Annotated in this window: 15 protein-coding genes, 1 tRNA gene and 1 other RNA gene; 13 read left to right on the top strand and 4 right to left on the bottom strand. The window is 46.2% G+C overall.

The window, feature by feature from the left end; all coding sequences use genetic code 11:
• Nucleotides 1–49 precede the first annotated feature (49 nt).
• Entirely contained in the window at nt 50–1267 is a 1218-nt protein-coding gene (locus tag PEPTYR26121_RS07325) for a tyrosine-type recombinase/integrase (RefSeq protein ID WP_001291561.1), read from the top strand.
• A gap of 237 nt (nt 1268–1504) precedes the next feature.
• Here PEPTYR26121_RS07325 and PEPTYR26121_RS07320 read toward each other — a convergent pair whose 3' ends face one another.
• Both PEPTYR26121_RS07320 and sppA read right to left on the bottom strand, forming a co-directional pair.
• On the bottom strand, nt 1505–2143 hold the full coding sequence (locus PEPTYR26121_RS07320; protein WP_180500674.1) for an RDD family protein: 639 nt from the start codon (nt 2141–2143) through the stop codon (nt 1505–1507).
• Nucleotides 2144–3172, bottom strand: a complete 1029-nt coding sequence (gene sppA / locus PEPTYR26121_RS07315) for a signal peptide peptidase SppA (RefSeq protein ID WP_180500672.1) — start codon at nt 3170–3172, stop codon at nt 2144–2146.
• Between the two features lie 97 nt (nt 3173–3269).
• Here sppA and PEPTYR26121_RS07310 point away from each other — a divergent pair, with 97 nt between their 5' ends.
• The 7 genes from PEPTYR26121_RS07310 to PEPTYR26121_RS07280 all read left to right on the top strand — a co-directional run bounded on the left by PEPTYR26121_RS07310 (nt 3270) and on the right by PEPTYR26121_RS07280 (nt 10790).
• Nucleotides 3270–3833, top strand: a complete 564-nt coding sequence (locus PEPTYR26121_RS07310) for a DUF2140 family protein (RefSeq protein ID WP_180500670.1) — start codon at nt 3270–3272, stop codon at nt 3831–3833.
• Complete coding sequence (locus tag PEPTYR26121_RS07305; RefSeq protein WP_180500668.1) at nt 3833–5083, top strand: HlyC/CorC family transporter; 1251 nt, start codon at nt 3833–3835, stop codon at nt 5081–5083. Before PEPTYR26121_RS07310 ends, PEPTYR26121_RS07305 begins: the two co-directional genes overlap by 1 nt.
• Nucleotides 5084–5124: 41 nt before the next feature.
• Nucleotides 5125–6306 carry a cation diffusion facilitator family transporter gene (locus tag PEPTYR26121_RS07300; RefSeq protein WP_180500661.1) on the top strand — a complete coding sequence of 394 codons (1182 nt, stop codon included), beginning with the start codon at nt 5125–5127 and terminating at the stop codon, nt 6304–6306.
• Nucleotides 6299–7096, top strand: coding sequence for a TraX family protein (locus tag PEPTYR26121_RS07295; protein ID WP_180500659.1), 798 nt, complete (start codon nt 6299–6301; stop codon nt 7094–7096). The genes PEPTYR26121_RS07300 and PEPTYR26121_RS07295 overlap by 8 nt, the downstream gene beginning before the upstream one ends.
• 21 nt (nt 7097–7117) lie before the next feature.
• On the top strand, nt 7118–8872 hold the full coding sequence (locus PEPTYR26121_RS07290) for an ABC transporter ATP-binding protein (protein WP_180500657.1): 1755 nt from the start codon (nt 7118–7120) through the stop codon (nt 8870–8872).
• Between the two features lie 77 nt (nt 8873–8949).
• Nucleotides 8950–9300, top strand: a transfer-messenger RNA (tmRNA) gene (gene ssrA / locus PEPTYR26121_RS07285).
• A 266-nt stretch (nt 9301–9566) separates the two neighbouring features.
• A complete protein-coding gene (locus PEPTYR26121_RS07280) occupies nt 9567–10790 on the top strand; it encodes a Fic family protein (protein ID WP_180500655.1) in 1224 nt (407 codons plus the stop codon).
• A 96-nt stretch (nt 10791–10886) separates the two neighbouring features.
• Here the strand turns inward: PEPTYR26121_RS07280 and PEPTYR26121_RS07275 are convergent, their stop codons facing one another.
• Both PEPTYR26121_RS07275 and PEPTYR26121_RS07270 read right to left on the bottom strand, forming a co-directional pair.
• A complete protein-coding gene (locus PEPTYR26121_RS07275) occupies nt 10887–14765 on the bottom strand; it encodes an S-layer homology domain-containing protein (protein ID WP_180500654.1) in 3879 nt (1292 codons plus the stop codon).
• Between the two features lie 157 nt (nt 14766–14922).
• Complete coding sequence (locus PEPTYR26121_RS07270) at nt 14923–15954, bottom strand: acyltransferase (protein ID WP_180500652.1); 1032 nt, start codon at nt 15952–15954, stop codon at nt 14923–14925.
• A gap of 166 nt (nt 15955–16120) precedes the next feature.
• Here PEPTYR26121_RS07270 and PEPTYR26121_RS07265 point away from each other — a divergent pair, with 166 nt between their 5' ends.
• From PEPTYR26121_RS07265 to PEPTYR26121_RS07245, 5 genes are all read left to right on the top strand, one after another.
• Nucleotides 16121–17083 (top strand): DUF4300 family protein, encoded by a 963-nt coding sequence (locus PEPTYR26121_RS07265; protein ID WP_180500650.1) that lies wholly within the window; start codon nt 16121–16123, stop codon nt 17081–17083.
• A gap of 60 nt (nt 17084–17143) precedes the next feature.
• The gene (locus PEPTYR26121_RS07260; protein ID WP_180500648.1) at nt 17144–17518 is read left to right on the top strand and encodes a DUF488 domain-containing protein; all 375 of its coding nucleotides are present in this window, start codon (nt 17144–17146) and stop codon (nt 17516–17518) included.
• A complete protein-coding gene (locus PEPTYR26121_RS07255) occupies nt 17518–17841 on the top strand; it encodes a cupin domain-containing protein (RefSeq protein ID WP_180500647.1) in 324 nt (107 codons plus the stop codon). Before PEPTYR26121_RS07260 ends, PEPTYR26121_RS07255 begins: the two co-directional genes overlap by 1 nt.
• A gap of 68 nt (nt 17842–17909) precedes the next feature.
• Nucleotides 17910–17985 (top strand) — tRNA-Val (locus PEPTYR26121_RS07250).
• Nucleotides 17986–18486: 501 nt separating this feature from the next.
• On the top strand, nt 18487–19452 hold the full coding sequence (locus tag PEPTYR26121_RS07245) for a 3-hydroxyacyl-CoA dehydrogenase (protein ID WP_180500645.1): 966 nt from the start codon (nt 18487–18489) through the stop codon (nt 19450–19452).
• The last annotated feature ends 126 nt before the right edge of the window (nt 19453–19578 follow it).

Below are 19578 nucleotides of genomic sequence, written 5' to 3'. Positions count from 1 at the left end.
GTATTAAGTCGTATCAAGGCTCTTTCCATAAAGGAAAGGAGCAAATGCCATGTCAGAAAAAAGACGTGACAATAAAGGTCGAATCTTAAAGACTGGAGAGAGCCAACGAAAAGACGGAAGATACTTATACAAATATATAGATTCATTTGGAGAACCGCAATTTGTTTACTCGTGGAAACTTGTGGCTACAGACCGAGTACCAGCAGGAAAGCGTGATTGTATCTCACTTAGAGAGAAAATCGCAGAGTTACAGAAAGACATTCATGATGGTATTGATGTTGTAGGAAAGAAAATGACACTCTGCCAGCTTTACGCAAAACAGAACGCTCAAAGACCAAAGGTTAGAAAAAACACTGAAACTGGACGCAAATATCTTATGGATATTTTGAAGAAAGACAAGTTAGGTGTAAGAAGTATTGACAGTATTAAGCCATCAGACGCTAAAGAATGGGCTATTAGAATGAGTGAAAATGGTTATGCTTATCAAACCATCAATAACTACAAACGTTCTTTAAAGGCTTCATTCTATATTGCTATACAAGATGATTGTGTTCGGAAGAATCCATTTGACTTTCAACTGAAAGCAGTTCTTGATGATGATACTGTCCCTAAGACCGTACTAACAGAAGAACAGGAAGAAAAACTGTTAGCCTTTGCAAAAGCTGATAAAACCTACAGCAAAAATTATGATGAAATTCTGATACTCTTAAAAACAGGTCTTCGTATTTCAGAGTTTGGTGGTTTGACACTTCCAGATTTAGATTTTGAGAATCGTCTTGTCAATATAGACCATCAGCTATTGAGAGATACTGAAATTGGGTACTACATTGAAACACCAAAGACCAAAAGTGGCGAACGTCAAGTTCCTATGGTTGAAGAAGCCTATCAAGCATTTAAGCGAGTGTTAGCGAATCGAAAGAATGATAAGCGTGTTGAGATTGATGGATATAGTGATTTCCTCTTTCTTAATAGAAAGAACTATCCAAAAGTGGCAAGTGATTACAACGGCATGATGAAAGGTCTTGTTAAGAAATACAATAAGTATAACGAGGATAAATTGCCACACATCACTCCACATAGTTTGCGACATACATTCTGTACCAACTATGCAAATGCAGGAATGAATCCAAAGGCATTACAGTACATTATGGGACATGCTAATATAGCCATGACGCTGAACTATTACGCACATGCAACATTCGATTCTGCAATGGCAGAAATGAAACGCTTGAATAAAGAGAAGCAACAGGAGCGTCTTGTTGCTTAGTAGTACAAATGAATTTACTACTTATTTACCACTTCTGACAGCTAAGACATGAGGAAATATGCAAAGAAACGTGAAGTATCTTCCTACAGTAAAAATACTCGAAAGCACATAGAATAAGGCTTTACGAGCATTTAAGAAAATATAAAAAGATAATTAGAAATTTATACTTTGTTTATTTTAAAAAGACCTCCAAAGCTTGAATTTATTGTTCCAAGCTTGGAGGTTGTACAGGGTGTTTTAAATACTGTAATTATAAAACAATGTTTCGTCTTCTCGCTCCATAGCGTAAAGTTCTTCTTTTACCACATAGGTGTCGGCGAGGAGATCGCCGATATTTTGTTTTCGCTCCGTAAAGGCCGTGACCACATAGAGAATCATAAAGGTGGTTTGAATCAAGCGAGCGGCGCCTTCCCGGACGAGGACGGTAGTAAAGGAGAGGCGCTCTTCCTCGGGGTGAATCACCCGGAGACCGCAGATGATCTTGCCCAAGGTTTGGCCGTTGGTGCAATAGGTGGAGAGGATGAAGTAGAGGTAAAAGGCGATTCCCTTGATCGCCGCGGAAAAGAGCCCGCCGGGCCATCCGGCGATGGCGATAATCGGGGAGGCGATCATGGAAGAGAAGGCCTTGGCGATAACGAGATCCAGCAAAAAGGCCACGGTGCGAATCCAAAAGCCTGCCGCCACCACCGATGAAATCGGGTATTTGCTTCGGCGGGGGAGGGGACGTTCCTTGAACTCGTGGAGTTCTTCGAAGTTTTCAACTTTGGGTTCTTCCGACACTTCGATATTTTCCTCTTCGACTTCGGGAGCTTCTTTTTTCTTTGAAAAGAGACTCCTCTTTTCTTTTTTAAAGGGGTCGTAGTGGTTTTTCTTCATCTAAATCCCTCCATAGAGGTACATGGGGCGGGAAGCTCCCGAGAAAGATTCCAGTAAAAGCTTGGCCGCAACTTGCTCTTCGGTTACCGGCGGTGCCGCGAATTTTGAAGAGAAGAGATTGGAAAGGAAAGCGGAGCCGAAATCATTGGAGTATTCAAAGACTTGAGGCGTATCCAGCTTTAAATCTTTTTTAAGGGCGGCGAGGGCATCTTCTTCATAGCCGACTTCATCGACGAGGCCGTTGGCCTTTGCCTGATTGCCCGTAAAGACGGAGCCGTCGGCCAGAGGGCGCACCTGATCGACGGGAATGCCCCGGCCCTTGGAGACTACTTGCAGGAATTCGCCGTACATATCGTCGATAACGCCCTGTAAAATGGCCCGTTCCTCGTCGGTCATGGGGCGAGTGGAACTGCCGATGTCTTTGTGTGCGGCGCTTTTAATGGCTTGGTTTTGTACTCCCAATTTTTCCATAAGACCGGACACATTATTGCCTCCCATAATGACGCCGATGGAACCTGTCAGCGTGGAGGGCGCGGCGTAAATTTTATCCGCCGGTGCGGAAATATAATAGCCGCCGCTGGCCGCCGTATTGCCCATGGAGACGTAAAGTTTTTTCTTATGGGCTTTCATTGCGTCGAATCTTTTATGAAGCTCCGCACTTTCATAGACGCCGCCGCCGGGAGAGTTTACCTTTAAGAGTACGCCTTTAATCGTGTCGTCTTGTAAAATATCGTCTAAGGCTTTGAGTGTGCCCTTGTGATCGTAACCTGCGCCGAGCATACCGGATTGAGGGGAGTTCATAATGGCACCGTCGACGGTTACCACGGCGATCCGTTCGTTTTTATTCCCGTCTTCCAAGATGTTTTCGTTTAGATTTCCCACGGAATTTTTTACCGTCTCTTCCATTTGCTTCATTCGCTTTTCTTTATTGATCTTATTGCTAAGACCCGTGGATAAAGCGGAGATGCCGATAATTAACAGGGCGACGCCGAAGGCGATCCACCGCTTTGTATTCATATTTTCAAGCATATTTCCTCCTAATTTTCTACAATTATTTTTTCCGTTATAGTATGATGAAAGAATAAGTGAGAATACTCACAAGAAAATAATATCACAGGAGTAAACCATGCACAAATCGCTTTGGAAACGAGCTTTTTTCATTTTGCTGGGTTTGAATATTTTTTTCGTCCTCGTCCTCTTTACGGCGACGCGGCCGAAAGGGGAAATTCAAGAACTGCGGCAAGAAACTATCGTCAAAAATCCCTCAATGGAGCTTCGATTAAATGGAGAAGGCTTCGAAACCCTAGTCAATCGCGAACTGGAAAAGTCCGGGGAAGGGGCCCGTTTTTACATCGACAACACATTTAATTTCGCCGTGCCCGTAGAGGCTTACGGTTTTAAAAGCACGCTCACCGTGCGGGCCGTGCCCTCGGTAACCGAGGGAGGCGAGGTGCGCATGGCCATTCAGAGCATGGATCTCGGGCGCCTGCCCCTCCCCGAAGAGGCGAGCCTCGCTCTTTTCGGTCGCGTCGTCAACCGGCAGGGAATGGCGGTAGACAGTTCCCGTAGAGAAATTCGTCTAAACCCCGCCGCATTATTCGAAGGAACGGTAGCGGGAAAATTGCGCGTAAAAGAATTGAATCTGAAAGAGGATCGCTACGTATTTGAAGGACAATTAGGAGTGTCGTAATGGAAGATGTTTGGATATATATACCGGTATTACTTTTTATGATCGTTCTGTCGTCGTTTTTTTCTTCGTCGGAAACGGCGCTGACATCGGTGAATCAAATTCGCTTGCGTCAAAGAGCGAGTGACGGCGATAAGAAGAGCATGGCGGTGCTCAAACTTTTAGAAAAACCACAGGACTTAATTTCCAGTATTTTAATCGGAAACAATATCGTCAACATCGCCTCTTCCGCCGTGGCCACCGTCTTTTTCACAGAACTTTTAGGTGCGAGCGGCCCCCTCGTGGCCACCATCGTCATGACGGTGCTCGTCCTTATTTTCGGAGAAGTGCTGCCGAAAACCGTCGCCCAGGAGCAGCCGGAAGCGGTGAGCCGCGCCGCGGCGAAGCACATCGCCCGCATCGCCTTTATTTTTAAGCCCATCGTGTTCCTTCTCTCGGCCCTTACGAATTTCTTGAAAAACATTCTCTTTCCCCAGGGAAGCCAGTCCCCGACCATTACGGAAGAGGAATTTAAGACCCTCGTAGAAGTAGGGGAAGAAGAGGGCGTGCTCCAAAGCGAGGAGCGCACCTATATCGACAATGTCCTGGACTTTTCCTCCGCCACGGCGTCGGACATGATGAAGCCCCGAACATCGGTGGTGGCCCTGGATGTGGAATCGACAGAAGAGGAAATTTTAGAGCTTCTCAGGGAAAATCGCTACAGTCGAGTTCCCGTTTATGAAGATTCCATCGACAATATTATCGGCATCTTATATATGAAAGATGTGGTGCGTCTCTTGGCTCAAGGGGAAAAGATTCATCTGAAGGAAATCTTACGGGATCCCTATTTTATCGGCGAAAGTGCCGTGGCCGACCGCATATTCCGGGAAATGAAGGCCCGAAATCTTTCCATCGCCGTGGTGGTGGACGAATACGCCGGCACGAGCGGCATTATCACCATGGAAGATATTTTGGAAGAATTGGTGGGCAATATCGACGACGAATACGACTTGGATTCCCGAGATATTATTCTCCTGGATAAAGGGGTCTATCTCATCGATCCGGAACTGCGCATCGACGAGGTGAACGATCACTTCCACCTGAATCTGGCCAGCGAAAAAGCCGACTCCATCGGCGGCTTCGTCATCGAGCGTTTGGACCGCATTCCCAAACAGGGCGATGTAGTTCGCTACGGCGACATCGTCTTTACGGTGAACGAAATGCAAGGTCTGAAACTGACGAAACTAAAAATAAAAATCGGAAGCGAAGGGTAGGGAGCTGAAAGGCTCCCTTCCTTATAGCGGAAAGGAAATGTATGTTAGAAGGATATTTAAAACGGCGAACGCCGAATCCGGCCGATCAAAGGGTGCGCATGGCCATGGGAAAAGAAGCCTCCATCCTGGGCATCGCCATGAACTTAGGCTTTGCAACCTTTAAAATCGGCGTGGGCATTCTCACCGGCGGTATCTCCATGATCGCCGACGGGATGAACAATTTAATGGACATGCTCAGCTCGGCTATTTCCCTTATCGGTTTTCACTTCGCCTCCATGCCGGCAGATTCCAATCACCCTTACGGCCACGCCCGTATGGAATATCTGGCGTCCTTTTTAGTGAGCCTCATTATTCTCTGGACCGGCGGCAGTTTAATGTGGCAATCGGTTAAAAACATTATAAATCCGGGCACCATCGACGCTACGCCCCTCGCCGTGGCCGTTTTGGTTATTTCCATATTCGGAAAACTTTTTTTATACCGCTACAATTTGATCTTGGGCAAGCGACTGGATTCCGAGCTTTTGGTCGCCACGGCATACGACGCTCGGGGCGACGTGTTTGCCACAGGGGCCGTGCTCCTCTCCCTAATCGCCACCTCCATGTTTTCCGTCAATGTGGACGGCTGGATGGGGCTTATCGTCTCCGTCATTATCGCCAAAAGCGGTTGGGAAACTTTGCGGGATACGGTGGATACTCTTCTTGGGCAAAAGACCGATCCCGAACTGCTGCGCGCCATTACCCGTGACATTAAAAGCTTTCCCGTAACTCTCGGCGTGCACGATCTTATGTACCACGATTACGGCGCCACCCATCGCTTCCTCACCCTCCACGTGGAGGTGGACAGCGAAAAAGATGTGATGGATATTCACCAGGACATCGATGAAATCGAGCGCCATATCGAAGAAAAATACCATATGGACGCGACCATTCACATCGATCCCATACGCATCGACGACCCCCGAAGTAACGCGCTCTACGATTACGTAAAGGCCAATCTCCGCGCCATCGTGCCCACATCGGATCTTCACGATTTTCGCATCGTCGATCGAAAAGACGGGCTCAATCTCGTCTTCGACGTGCTGCTTCCCATGAATTTGGAACAGAAAATAAAGGACATCGACGAGGAGCTGAAAGATCGCGTGGCGAAAGATCATCCGGAATATCAGCTCCTTACGATCTACGATATGGACTACCAGGATTTATTGGAGGTGAAAAATGAATAGTCTTTTAACTCCGGCAGAAAAAGAATCGCTCCTCGCCAATTGGCGAAGAGAAGGCGGTCTCAGCGGCAATGCACTCAAGGTCATCGCCTGCGTCTTTATGTTCTTCGATCACTTAAGCCAGGGTGTGGCACTTAATTCCATAGGCTTTCAGGTTTCGAGGACATACAGTTCCTTGGGCGTGCCCGTCTTTTGGAACGTCCCCATGGGTGAGACCCTGGGCACCGTCGCCACCATCTTCGGGCGTATCGCCTTTCCCATCTTTTGCTTTTTACTCGTACAGGGCGCCCTGCTCACGAGGGATTATAAAAAGCAAATCCTTCGGCTCCTGGCCTTTGCCCTTATTTCAGAAATCCCCTTTAACCTATGCCTCTCGGGTGAACCCTTCTATTTAGGTCACCAAAACGTGTTCTTTGAATTGGCTTTCGGCGTCGCCACCGTGGCCATCTTACGGGAAATGGAAACACGTTTCGACGGCAGAAAAAAGAGCTTGCTTCAAGCCCTCGTCTTTATCCTTATAGCTATCCTATGCGAGATCCTCAACTTCGATTACGGTCTCGCCGGCATTATCGCCATCGTGCTCTTTTATTTAGCGGCGTGGAGCAGACGTCGAACCATGACTATGGGCCTTTTCGCCTTTCTCTTTGAAGCCGCCTTCTACGGTATGGTATACTTGTCACTACCGCTTATTTACGCTTACAACGGCAAGCGGGGCAGGGGAAGCCGCTACGGCTTTTATATTTTCTACCCCGGGCACCTCTTGCTCTTATACTTTTTATCCCTTTGGATATAACGGAACAGAAAGGAGAACGGATTGTTAAAAAAGTTTGACGTGATCAAACCCTATTTTGCACATTACAAAGGCATATTGTTTACCGACCTGCTCTGTGCAGGACTCACCACCGTTTCGGAAATCGTCCTGCCGGTGATTTTACGGTACATGACCAATTTGGGGACGAAAGATATCGCCCTCATTACCCCGTCTCTTATCGCCCGTCTCGCCATCTTGTTTTTCGTCATTAAGGCCATCGAAATCGTCGCGGCCTATTACATGACCAATATCGGCCACATGATGGGTGCCAATATCGAAAAGGATATGCGTCGAGATGTGTACAATCATCTGCAGACGCTGAGTGCGTCTTTTTACAACGACACTCAAGTGGGCCAGATTATGAGCCGGATCACCAACGATCTCTTCGACATTACGGAATTTTCTCATCATGCGCCGGAAGAATACTTTATCGGCCTGGTAAAAGTCGTGGCCACCTTTATTATTCTGGCATCGGTGCATATTAAACTCACCGTCATCCTCTATATCATGATTCCCATTATGATGATTGCGGCGCGGAAATTCCGCATTCGTATGCTCAATGCTCAGCGCAAACAAAGAGCCATGATGGGGGATTTAAACGCCACCATCGAAGATTCCATCTCCGGCATTCGGGTGACGAAATCCTTCGCCAATGAAGACATCGAGAAAGAACGCTTCGAAAACGAAAACATCCGCTTTTTGGAAACCAAGCGAGAATACTACAAGGCCATGGCAGGCTTTAACGCCGTGACCCGTAACTTCGACGGCATTATGTACCTTATCGTCATTATCGCCGGCGGTTTCTACATGATGGCAGGGGAAATCCTTCCGGGGGACATGATCGTCTACATCATGTACGTCACCACCATGGTGGCCACGGTGCGCCGTATTATCGACTTTACGGAAACCTTCCAGAAAGGAACCACGGGCATCGAACGCTTCCGTGAGATCATGTCCATCGAAAGCGAAATCGAAGATAAAGAAGGCGCCGTGGAATTGAAAAATCCTAAAGGGGACATCATCTTCGATGACGTCGACTTCGCCTACGAAGGAAAGACACAGGTTCTCGAAAACTTCAGCCTCCACGTATCCCCCGGCGAAAACGTGGCTCTTGTGGGCCCCTCCGGCGCAGGGAAGACCACCATCTGCAATCTCATTCCCCGTTTCTACGATGTAGATAGGGGAGCGGTGAAAGTGGACGGCCAGGACGTGCGGGATCTAACCCTCGAGAGTTTACGGAACAATATCGGCATGGTGCAACAAGATGTGTATCTCTTTAACACCAATATTATGGAAAATATTCGCTACGGCAAGCCCGACGCCACCGACGAAGAGGTAATGGCGGCGGCGAAGCTGGCTAATGCTTACGACTTTATAATGGCCCTGGAAAAAGGATTTAAAACCCACGTCGGCGAAAAAGGCGTGAAGCTTTCCGGCGGTCAAAAACAGCGCATTTCCATCGCCCGCGTGTTTTTGAAAAACCCCTCGATCTTAATTTTAGATGAGGCCACCTCGGCGCTGGATAACGAAAGCGAAATGATCATACAAAATTCCCTGGACGAACTCACCAAGGGACGCACCACGATTACCATTGCCCACCGCCTCTCTACAGTAGAAGCGGCGGATACCATCCTCGTTATGGAAAAGGAAAAAGGCATTGTGGAACAAGGAAACCACGACGAGCTCATGAAAAAAGGCGGCCTTTACTACTATCTTTACACCAAGGGCGGCGATCTCGTGGAAAACTTCGAAGAATAAAAAGAGTCTGCTACGGCAGGCTTTTTTTAATGGAATTTGACAAGGTGGAAAAAACAAGATAATCTATTACTACCTATGGGGACGAATTGGCTTCGACGGGGATTCGGAATCCGAGGTAGCAAGCCGTTGATGAGTCAGGCAACGTTAAAATGGCTCAAAAAATTAAATGCTAACGAAAACAACGTAGCACTAGCAGCGTAATTAACCCTGCTCACGGAACTAAGAGGACCACGGCTTAGGGAAGTGTCAAATAAGTGGTGAAACGCATGCGGCTAAGCTTTGCCCCGCATGTGGAATCTATGAAGCTACTTTATGGCGACCTTTTGTTTTTCTTTTCGTCATAGGGGAAAATTAAAGAAAAACTGAGCTTGGAGACACCTCGGTGGAAGAGTTCTCGGACGCGGGTTCGACCCCCGCCGTCTCCACCAAAAAAGCCGGATTGCAAAAGCAGTCCGGCTTTTTCATGTCCAATAATAATGTGAGAGCATTTTAGAGATAAAATTTCAATTTGAAAAATGGGATTAATCGGAAAAAGAAACGAGATTTCATATTCTAATTTGCGAAAATAGTCTATTTCAAAAATTACAGATGCTATTAAGGACTTCTATTTTTAAAAAAACGCCATTTTCAAAAAATACAATGGTATAATGAAACCGATTCGAAATATAAGTCCGGCTGTGTGGGAGGTGATTTTATGATGTATTTACACAAGGTATTCTATGCCGATAAAAAGAATTTTGATGCGATTTATAAAAGTCGTTTTAATTTTGAAGAAACGCTCAGGACCGATCTGTATATAAAGCCCTATGGTCACGATGAAACCCACCAACTTTATTACGTATATAATCGCGATACGGCAAACTACATCGATCGTATTCGCCACAACGATACAATCTTATATGACCTACAAAGCGAATTACCCGTCGTTGCACAGAAGTCATTTTTAATCGAGATCATTTCCGCCGAGCTCCAAAGCACCAATGAAATCGAGGGTGTTCGCTCCAGTAAAGATGAAATCGTAGAAACCACACGTAAGCTCGTCACATCGGGTTATAGCGGGAACGATCGTTTTTCAAGCATGATCAATTCATATTTTTTATTAAAAGATTCTTTGAAAACGCCTAAAGATCTAAAGGACATTCGAAAGATTTACGATGAAATAACGAAGGGAGAAATCAAGGAATCGGACAGACCGGATGGAAAATATTTTAGAAAAGATGCGGTATACGTCCAGAAAATGAATGCGGTGGATGGTGAGGTTATCCATCGAGGCATCCTCGGCGAAGAAGAGATCGAAAGAGAAGTCATTCTGCTCCTCGGCTTTATATCCGATGAAAGCATTGATTTATTGCTGAGAATCGCCATCGCTCACTATTATTTCGGCTATATTCATCCGTTTTATGACGGTAACGGTCGCGTCAGCCGATTTATTGGCAGCCTCTATCTAATCGAAAAATATAATTATCTGACGGCCATGTCCTTGGCGCGGGGTTCCCGAATTATGAAGAGGGATTACTACAAATCATTCAGCACGACGAACCTGCCACAAAGCCGAGGAGAGATGAATTACTTCATCGATTCCTTTTTCAAATTGCTCATTGCCGGGCAGGAAGATATTATCGACTACCTCAATCGAAATCTGGACAAGTTAAATCGCGCGGAAACATGTATAGGAGAAGATAATGAATTAAATACGGAATTCAAGAGGAGTGTCGTATTAATCCTGGCTCAAAACTACTACTTCGATTATAATTCAGGCATCGAGCGAAGAGAGCTTATAAATGTTTTCAATGAAGGAATCAGCGAATACAAGGCGACTCAGGAATTTGATGAATTAGAAAAAAGCGGCTATATCACAAGAATTAAAGGTCGACCCATTACCTATGTTTTAGGCGAGACATTTCTTCGTAAACTGTAATACAACAGTTTCGACACAACCACTTTCGGGTGGTTTTTTATTTTCTCCCTAGATTTCTCCACAAAAAAGGGAGTACAGCGTGTACTCCCTAAATGTTTATTTAAAATTGACTGCGGCAAGAATGTCCTCGTAAGCCCAGTGATCTTTCTTCACGTCGACGAATGGATTCGCGGCGTGGGAAGCGGGGGAAATCTTAAAGGTACGATTCATCATGGCCACAGATTCGGCTCGCGTAATCTGAGATTCGGGTCGGAAGGTATTGTCTTCATAACCCATGACGATGTTTTGAGAATATGCCTTGTTGATGGCTTTCTTCGCCCAGCTATTTGCCGTATCCGTAAAGGGATTGGCGGCGGATTCTCCGTTTAAGAAAGAGGAGAGGAGTTGAGCAAACTCGGCGCGGGTAATGGGCTGATCAGGTTTAAAGCTTCCGTTGGGATAACCCTTCATATAGCCTGCCTTGACGACGGCATTGACCGCCCCGTTATACCATCCGTCGGCGTCCGTGAAAGCGGGCTTCGATGCATCCGTCACCGGTAATTTATGAAGTCTCGCTAAAATAGATGCGGCTTCTGCGCGGGTCATGGACTTAGCCGGGCGGAAGGTATTGTCGGGATAGCCGGAAATATAGCCCGATCGAGGAGCGGACTCGGTTTCCGGTTTCGTCGTTTCCTTAGTCGGCGTCACCGGGGTTAGGACGTAATGTTCACCGTCATCGCTCGGCGTCGACGGCCCTGCAGGATTTATAGGTTTCGTCGGCTCGGTTGGCTTGGAGGGTTCAGACGGTTGAGTAGGATCATCAGGTTTAGTGGTTTCATCCGGCTCATTAGGTTGTGTGGACTTATCCGGCTCCGTCGAATCCTGTTCTTTGTCATAAACCAGAACAATTTCGCCATTTTCGTTGACGAGCTCCTTAACCGTCTTACCGTCGTAGTATTCGATGCCTTGAGGCCCTTCATTTTCCGCACCTTTCACAAGCTCATCGGTATCGGCGACGCGATAACCCATAAAACCTTCCATAAATCCACCTTCATTTCGAAGGGGGAGAAGTTTTTGGAAATTATTGGGAGACAGATGCTCGTAGGCCTTAATGTCTTCCGGCTCCACGAGATCCTTACCTTGCTTGTCTACGTGGCGGACCGTAATATCGGCGAGCAACGAATTCAAATCGATCTTCGGTTCCCGGCCGTCGTAACTGACGGTGGCGCTTACTTTAACACCGGTATCGAAATTTACTCCGTCGGGGGCGACTTCGTATTTAAAGGTAGTGCCCTTGTTATAGCCTTCCCACTCATCCGGCTTATAATCACTCGGCAAGATAATCTCCATAAGCATATTATTGCCCTTGCCCGTCATGCCGGGGGTGCCGCCGCGCATGCCGTCCAACATGGTCATGAGAATACTGGTACTTTTATCTTTGCCCGTACTGTAAGTGGGAGACCAGTAAACCCCATTTTTATCTACGAGACGCACGCGGGTATGATCGGCATCTAAATTGGCACCGTAAATCCACACCAAGGTCTTTTTAGAGCCTTGACCTGCGGGGGTATTGGTATGGGTCGTATCCCTGCCTTCGGTATTGCCGTAGGATTGGATTTGCATAAAATCGATTTGCGGTGCATCGGCCTTCGCATTTTCCGGAAGAACCGACACCACCATGCGGCGGAAGCGGTTCTCCATATTGGATATTTCCGAAGAATACTGCTTACCGTCTGTAGAGACGAGGACGCTGTAGCTTTGCACGCGATCCGTTTCATTGGCAGGTGCCGTGAAGCGAACGGTTTTTTCGTCGGCGCCCCCTGTAATGTCGGGCGTCACCTGGAGAGGTGTCTTTTCATTATTATTTTCCAGAATCTTTACTTTCAAATTCTCGGGAAGATTATAGCCTTTAAGCTTTAAAACGACCTCTCCTCCCGGAGAACTTAAGGTATAGCCCTCGACAAAAGTAGCGCTCTCGATATAGGGAGCATTTCTTTCGATGGCGAAATCAAAGGCGGCATTTTCCGCATCTTCATTTAATTTAAAAGTACGGGCGCCTACAGATAATCTATAAGTGTCGGGAAATTTGAATACGGGCTCTTTAAAATTAATTTTCAGGGTCGTGCCGTCGAAGGAAATAGCATCGTCAGCCTTTAAGGAAATAGAGTCATTTCCCGCCAAAATCTTCAGATTTTTTAAGATGGCATTTGTGCGCGCTTCTTCCACCGGCTCGTCGAAATCCACGATGAGACTATTATCTCCGATGGTGAAGGCCTTTTTAGGCGCGAGAGATTCCGTCTTACGATTAGAACCTTCCGATGTTTGGTAAATCGTCTTTTCTAAACAGTGCTCGCCGTCGGCGGAGACCTTCAATAGAAACTCCGTATCCTCCCTAACTTCCAGGAAGTTTAAAGTGGCGGATTGCGCTTTATCGACACCCATAAAATCGGATGCCAGGTAGTTTTCAATAGGGAGCTCTTCTTCTGTGCCGTCTTGAATCTTGTAAAGCTTCGTTATAAGTTTTGCCTTACTCAGATCCGTGCCCTTAAGGGAGATGGTGGTGTCTCCTCCCTCGAGGGGTAACTGATCGTTGCTGACGGACATTTCATTGATTTTTGCGCTTACGACTTCTCCGGGCGCTTGAGTGAAGGTGACCTCCACATCTTTTTGAAACTCCGTATCGCTTCCCTTGGCATTAAAAGTAATCTTATACACTACCTGAGACGCTGTTTTATTTTCGGGGAAGTTAATTTTTACGGTTTTACGTGCCCCGTCACCGGTAACTGTGTAGGGGATAGTGGCAGGTTCGCCGTTTTCTGTAATGCGAAGTTTTACATTAGAGGCGCTTGTATTAGGAGTGGCAATGACATTAAAGGTTTCTTCTCCGCCTTTTGCGTCCACTGTTTTGTCACTGTCTCCCATAAAAATTATCTTGGAATTGGACTCCGTCTGCGATGCATCGCTCTTAGCCTTCACAGTAACTTTCGTGACAACCGGTGCGTTACTCGATAGGGTTTTAGCCTCGATCGTGTAGACCATATCCCTATCCGTCTTATTCTCCGGAAGGGAAAGGGAATAGGCGATATCACTTTTTGCTTGAGGTTTTAAGTCCGGAGCGATTTGGCCATCCTTCTTTACTGTCCAGAAAATATCGTCGGCTTTGGCATTTTTCGCCATAATATTGAGGGTGGTCTCTCCGCCTTCATGAGATAAGCTCGTCGGGTTTGCATTTAGAAGGAGAATTTTCGGCGCAGATTCACTTTCGTCGGCGGCGACGGTTATTTTTCCGGATTGATTTTGAGTCATGTCATTGGCCATCTCAAAAAATAAAGAGTAGATGATCTTCTTTTCCGTCGTGTTTGCCGGAATCGATAAAGTGGCTTGTAAACCATCTGCCGTTTTTTCCCAGTTGAAGGGAATATCCTGTTCAGCCTCGCGGATGCGAATCTCCGAAAGAATATCCGCCGATTCCAAATTTTCGCCCTTAAGGGTAATCTTTACATCGCCGCCGGATTTTGGCAGTGTGGCGGGATCGATGTCCACGGATTTTAAAGATTTCTCGGTTGTTTTTGCGCTCTTCGACTTTAAGACGATGCTTATAGTCTTACTTGACCCATTGGCCGTAGAGAAGGTGGTCTTGTAAATCAAATCCTCCGTATCGCGAGCCTCCGGCATCTGGGCTGATCCCATTACAAATTCACTATCGATAGGAATGAGGCCCCATTTTATATCGGGTGCATCTGCAGGGAATTTCTCCGTAGTAACAGTAATGGCTTCTTTTGAAAGATTAGTGCCGGTCAAATTTGTTCGCGCCGTGCGAGCGAGGTCATCCGCTTTAAAAGTTAAACTTTCCGCACTGAGCTTCATAATCGTCGGCTCGTCAGTAATGCCGGAATCCCTCGTCTCCGCCGTAGTTTGGGCGAAAACCTCAGCAGTAGGCGCTGTTCCGTTCATAAAGAGTAGAAAGGCCATGGCCAGGGCTAGTTTTCGTTTCATATTTTCTCCTTTCACTTGCCGTTAACCGGGAATGATTATTACTTACCAAATTTAAATGTATGAATTTATATTTTATAATAAAAACATCGAAAGATAAATTGGATTTTTCTATAGCTCCAACAAAAAAAGCGATGCTCGTGCATCGCTTGTTCATTTCCTAAATCAGCCATTTTCGTACGACGGGAATGTAGGAGAGTATTTTGTAAAGAATATAGGAAACTGCGAAGACTGCCGCCGTCATGACGGGGATTCCGATGAGAGGACTCAGCCTTTCGAGAGCCGGGAAAAAGTACTTCAAATAATCCAACACGAGGACGTGAACGAGATAAATGGCGAAGGAGCTTTTCGAAATTTCCAGGACGAAGGCCTTAGCTTTTTCCGAAAGCCTAATGTGTTGCAAAAGGGCGAAGATGCCGGAAGACCAAAGGAAGACCCCTGTGGACATGCCTTCAAAAAAACGCTCCTCCAATTGTCCAAGCGTCCTTGAAAAATAAAAAGTACCGCCGAAGACAATGGCCAGTCCCAAAGCCGCTCCTAAGGCGTAGGGGTTTTTAGGCGGTTTTTGCACCGAAAGATAATAGCCCATAAAAGTGTAGCCGATGGCGCTGTAAGAAAACACCATGATCCATTGAAGGGGAATATCGCCGAGTCCGTCCAAGGTATAAAAAGATCTGATCGTCGGGAGAAAAATCCCGAGGAAAAACCACAGAGCCAAGAGATAGCGCATTTCGTTTTTCGTGGAGTGGCAGGCGACGATTCGACTCAAGGGCAAAAAAGCGTAGACAAGAATTATCATGTGGAGATAATAGAGATGATCCTTGTGGCGAAAAAGGATTAAATCGCCGAGGATGTCCTTCAGTTCTCCCGGAGAATGGATGCCGCCGTAAAGAGGCGCGGCGCGGTAAAGAAAAGCCCAGAAAAAAAGCGCCAGCACGATGCGGAGCATATTTTTTCCGTAGAGTTTTTCAAGAGGCATATATTTTTCAGGACGCAACAGGAGCGCCCCGCTGGCCATTAAAAACAGGGGAACGCCGCCGGAAGCCAGGCTCCTGAAAAAGCAGGCGAGGGGCCAAAATTTGCCGGCAACATCTCCCGCCACGTAGGGAGCGGCAACGTGTATGACTATAACTGAAAAAATAGCTACAGTTTTAATAAGATCGATCGTATCATTTCGTTTGGAAGGGTACATAATTCACCTTTATAATTATTTTAATAATATGATTATAGCGAAAGTATTGGAAAACTTCCACGGCGGAGCGAAGGGATTCGCCACCGTAAATTTTCCGTTTGATCACCATTTTTTCAATTAAAGAGAATAAAATAGGCGCAAATAAAATAAAGATGAGGAAATAAAAATGAAATTAAAGCACATTCTAATTGCGTTGGCGGTCTTGGCCATGATCATCGTCGCTTGCGGCGCTGCCCCTCGAACAAACTCGGGGAAGGGGGTTCGGCGAAGCGTAACGGCTTCAGCCGGAAAAGGGAAGATGCAAAAGAGAAATCGCCGATACAGGAGGCGCCTATGCAGGCGAAGAATAAAAACTGCAAACAAAAAACAAACGCTGCCCGAGAAACAAGCCGAAAACCTGCCTATTTCCAATATGCTCAGTGCGGAAGACAAAGAGTATGTGGAAACGAGATTAAAATCAGCTTTAAATCCCGAGAATGTAGATCGGCTGATGAAGCTCGCAGAGGATTACAATCGCTCCGCCGCCGCTTATTTAACGGCGGACTTCACAAAAAAGGCCGCCCCTACTTACGATGTGGGAAAAATCACTGAAGCCCAATCGAAGGGGAAGCGGGAATATCCCGATACCAATTGCCGGATCACATCTTATCTTCTATTAAAGAATAATATGGAAGTGAGCGATAAGACAGAGGAAGACGGAGAACTCCTCTTTATGGATCGGGAAGCCTTGAACCGTTCCAATATACTCAACGAGAAGGAAATGGCGGATTTTATGCGCCTCTTCAGCCGTGTTAAAACCGGCGCAAGCAAAGACCCGGCGGAACAGGGAAAAGTCATGGCGTCCTTCCTTTCCAAAATGCGCTTTCCGAAAAATGCCGCCATGATGTCCGTGGTGCTCCACGATAATCTCGACGGAAACTATTTATTTATCGGTCACGTGGGCATTCTCGTAAAAGACGGCGACGGCTATCTGTTTGTGGAAAAAATTTCGTTCGAAGAACCCTATCAGGCCGTAAAATTCAAAACCAAAGAAGCATGCTACCGCTATTTAAAAAACAAATTCAAAGACTACACCGATCCTCAAGTCGCCCCGCCATTTATTATGGAAAATGATCGCTACGTGGGATAGCGTAACAAATGAGACGGAATCAAAATCAAAAGTGATCTATGCTGGATTTAGGTGATAGACATGCATTCGATAAAAATAAAAAGAGCATACGAAGAAGCTTCTTCCGACGACGGGAAGCGCATCCTCGTCGATCGCTACTGGCCGAGAGGCGTGAAAAAAGAAGAGGCGAAATTGGACGGATGGGCAAAAGAAGTGTGCCCGTCCAACGGTTTAAGAAAATGGTTCGACCACCGGGAAGATCGCTTTTCGGATTTCGCCGAAAAATATCGGGAAGAGCTGAACGCATCGAAAGAGGCGAGGGCGTGGCGAAAAGAAATAACTAAAAGCCTTAATGATTCGCCCGTAACACTGATTTACGCCGCTAAAAGCGAGACGATCAACCACGCCCGTGTATTACAAGAATGGATAGAAGAACCATTGAGCGAGGAGGAATAATGAACATATCATTTAAAGGCGGCGACGTCGCCACACTAAAAGAACTGATCGATTACGAAGAAAAGACAGTGGCTAAGAGAGAAATACTTTCGAACGACGCCATGAAACTCATCCTCATGGCCTTCGACGGCGACGAAAAACTCAGCCCCCATCGGGCGCCCGCCGACGCCGTCCTCACAGTCTTAGAAGGCGAGGCTAAAGTAAATTACGAAGGCGAGGATCATGAACTGAAAGTCGGCGATCTTATGTACTTTGAAGAAGGGGGACTCCATTCCGTTGAAGCTCAAGGTAAAATGAAAATGGCCCTTATGCTCATGGCGTAAAGAACAGGTAAAAACTTCTTGCCAAAAAGAAGAAAGCTTGGTATACTATTTATTGTTATAAATAGTGAGGAGAGTTAGCTCAGTTGGTAGAGCACTACGTTGACATCGTAGGGGTCGCTGGTTCAAGTCCAGTACTGTCCACCAAGTATGATAACGGCTGATTACGTTTAATGGCGTAAATCAGCCGTTTTTCTTTTCCATTATCGTTTAGCTGCCTATCATTGCTGCTGATTATTCCCCGACGTCCCGATTTTTATCCCGATTTTTTATTTAACGAGTTTTAGTTTGGGCTTGGCGATCTCGGCTAAAACATTTTCAGCCTCTTCGTCTACGCTCTTTGTGGCGTGGATGTATTTTGATGTGGTTTGCGTCGAGTGCACCCGAGAGGGTGCGTTTTTTATGCAGAATTTTTTGCAGAATAAAAGAAATAAGAGTTAAAAATTAAAATATTATCTATAAAAGCAATTATATGAAAAAAATAAAAGAAAAAACCGAGGAAAACTATTAAATATTGTTTTAAAAAAAGCTTATAGGGTACATAAGAAATACCCACCATATAGAACAACCTCGATTGTTCGGTAGGTAAAATTTTGAAGAAGTAAATGCAAGGAAAAAGCATTTGTTATAATATAAAAGGAGGCAATCATGGAATTCAAAAAAGTTGTACTATTAGGCGGAGGTGTCCTCGGCACGCAAATCGCCCTTATGTCCGCCTACACCGGTCACGACACCACCATCTGGCTGAGAAGCGAAGGCTCCATCGGCCGTACGGAACCTAAAATCGAATACTACACCAAGGCTATTTTACAGGCATTGGAAGATGCGAAGAAATTCGTCGGCAACCCCCTGGGCGCTTTCGTTTACCCGAAAGCCCTCATTCGCGATTGGAACAACATAACCGTGGAGGGAATCGACGAGCTCATCGCCCAAGGCGAAAAAAACATGAAAGAAAATCTTCATCTCGAGTTGGATAAAGAAAAGGCATTGAAAGATGCGGATATCGCCATCGAGGCCATGGCGGAAAACACCGAGGAAAAAATCGAATTCTACAAGAGCATTCAGGACATCCTCGATGAAAAAACCATCCTCTGTACCAACTCCTCCACCCTCTTGCCCTCCACCTTCGCCGAACACACCGGCCGCCCGGAAAAATACATGGCGCTTCACTTCGCCAACTCCATCTGGGCACATAACACGGCGGAATGTATGGGACACGAAGGAACCGATCCCAAGGTTTACGAACAAGTGGTGGCATTTGCGGAAGACATGAACATGGTGCCCATTCAGCTTCATAAAGAACAACCGAGCTATGTGCTGAACTCGCTCCTCGTGCCCTTACTCGATGCAGGCCAAAATCTTTGGGCGAGAGGCATTGCCGATCCCGAAACCATCGACGCCTCCTGGCGTATCGGCACAGGCGCGCCCGTAGGCCCCTTCCAAATTATGGACGTAGTAGGACTTAAAACCGTAAGCAATATCTTAAACATGAAACCCGATGCAAAAGATCCCGAATCCGTAACCTATCGTCTCATCGAAATGATCGACGAAAAAATCGACAAGGGAGAGCTTGGCGTTACAAGCGGCAAGGGATTCTACGATTACAGCAAATAAATAGGATGGAAATCCACGAGGGGAAACTGCACTGACCCCCAAAAGTTGGACCAAGAAATCCAACCTTTGGGGGTCTTTTAATGGCAAAATACAGTTATGAATTGAAGAAGAAAATTGTCGAAGAAT

The organism is Aedoeadaptatus nemausensis (assembly GCF_903819165.1).
In the GTDB taxonomy this organism is placed as follows: domain Bacteria; phylum Bacillota; class Clostridia; order Tissierellales; family Peptoniphilaceae; genus Aedoeadaptatus; species Aedoeadaptatus nemausensis.
The sequence above is the reverse complement of the archived record's forward strand: the minus strand, read 5'-3'. Positions and strand labels throughout refer to the sequence as shown.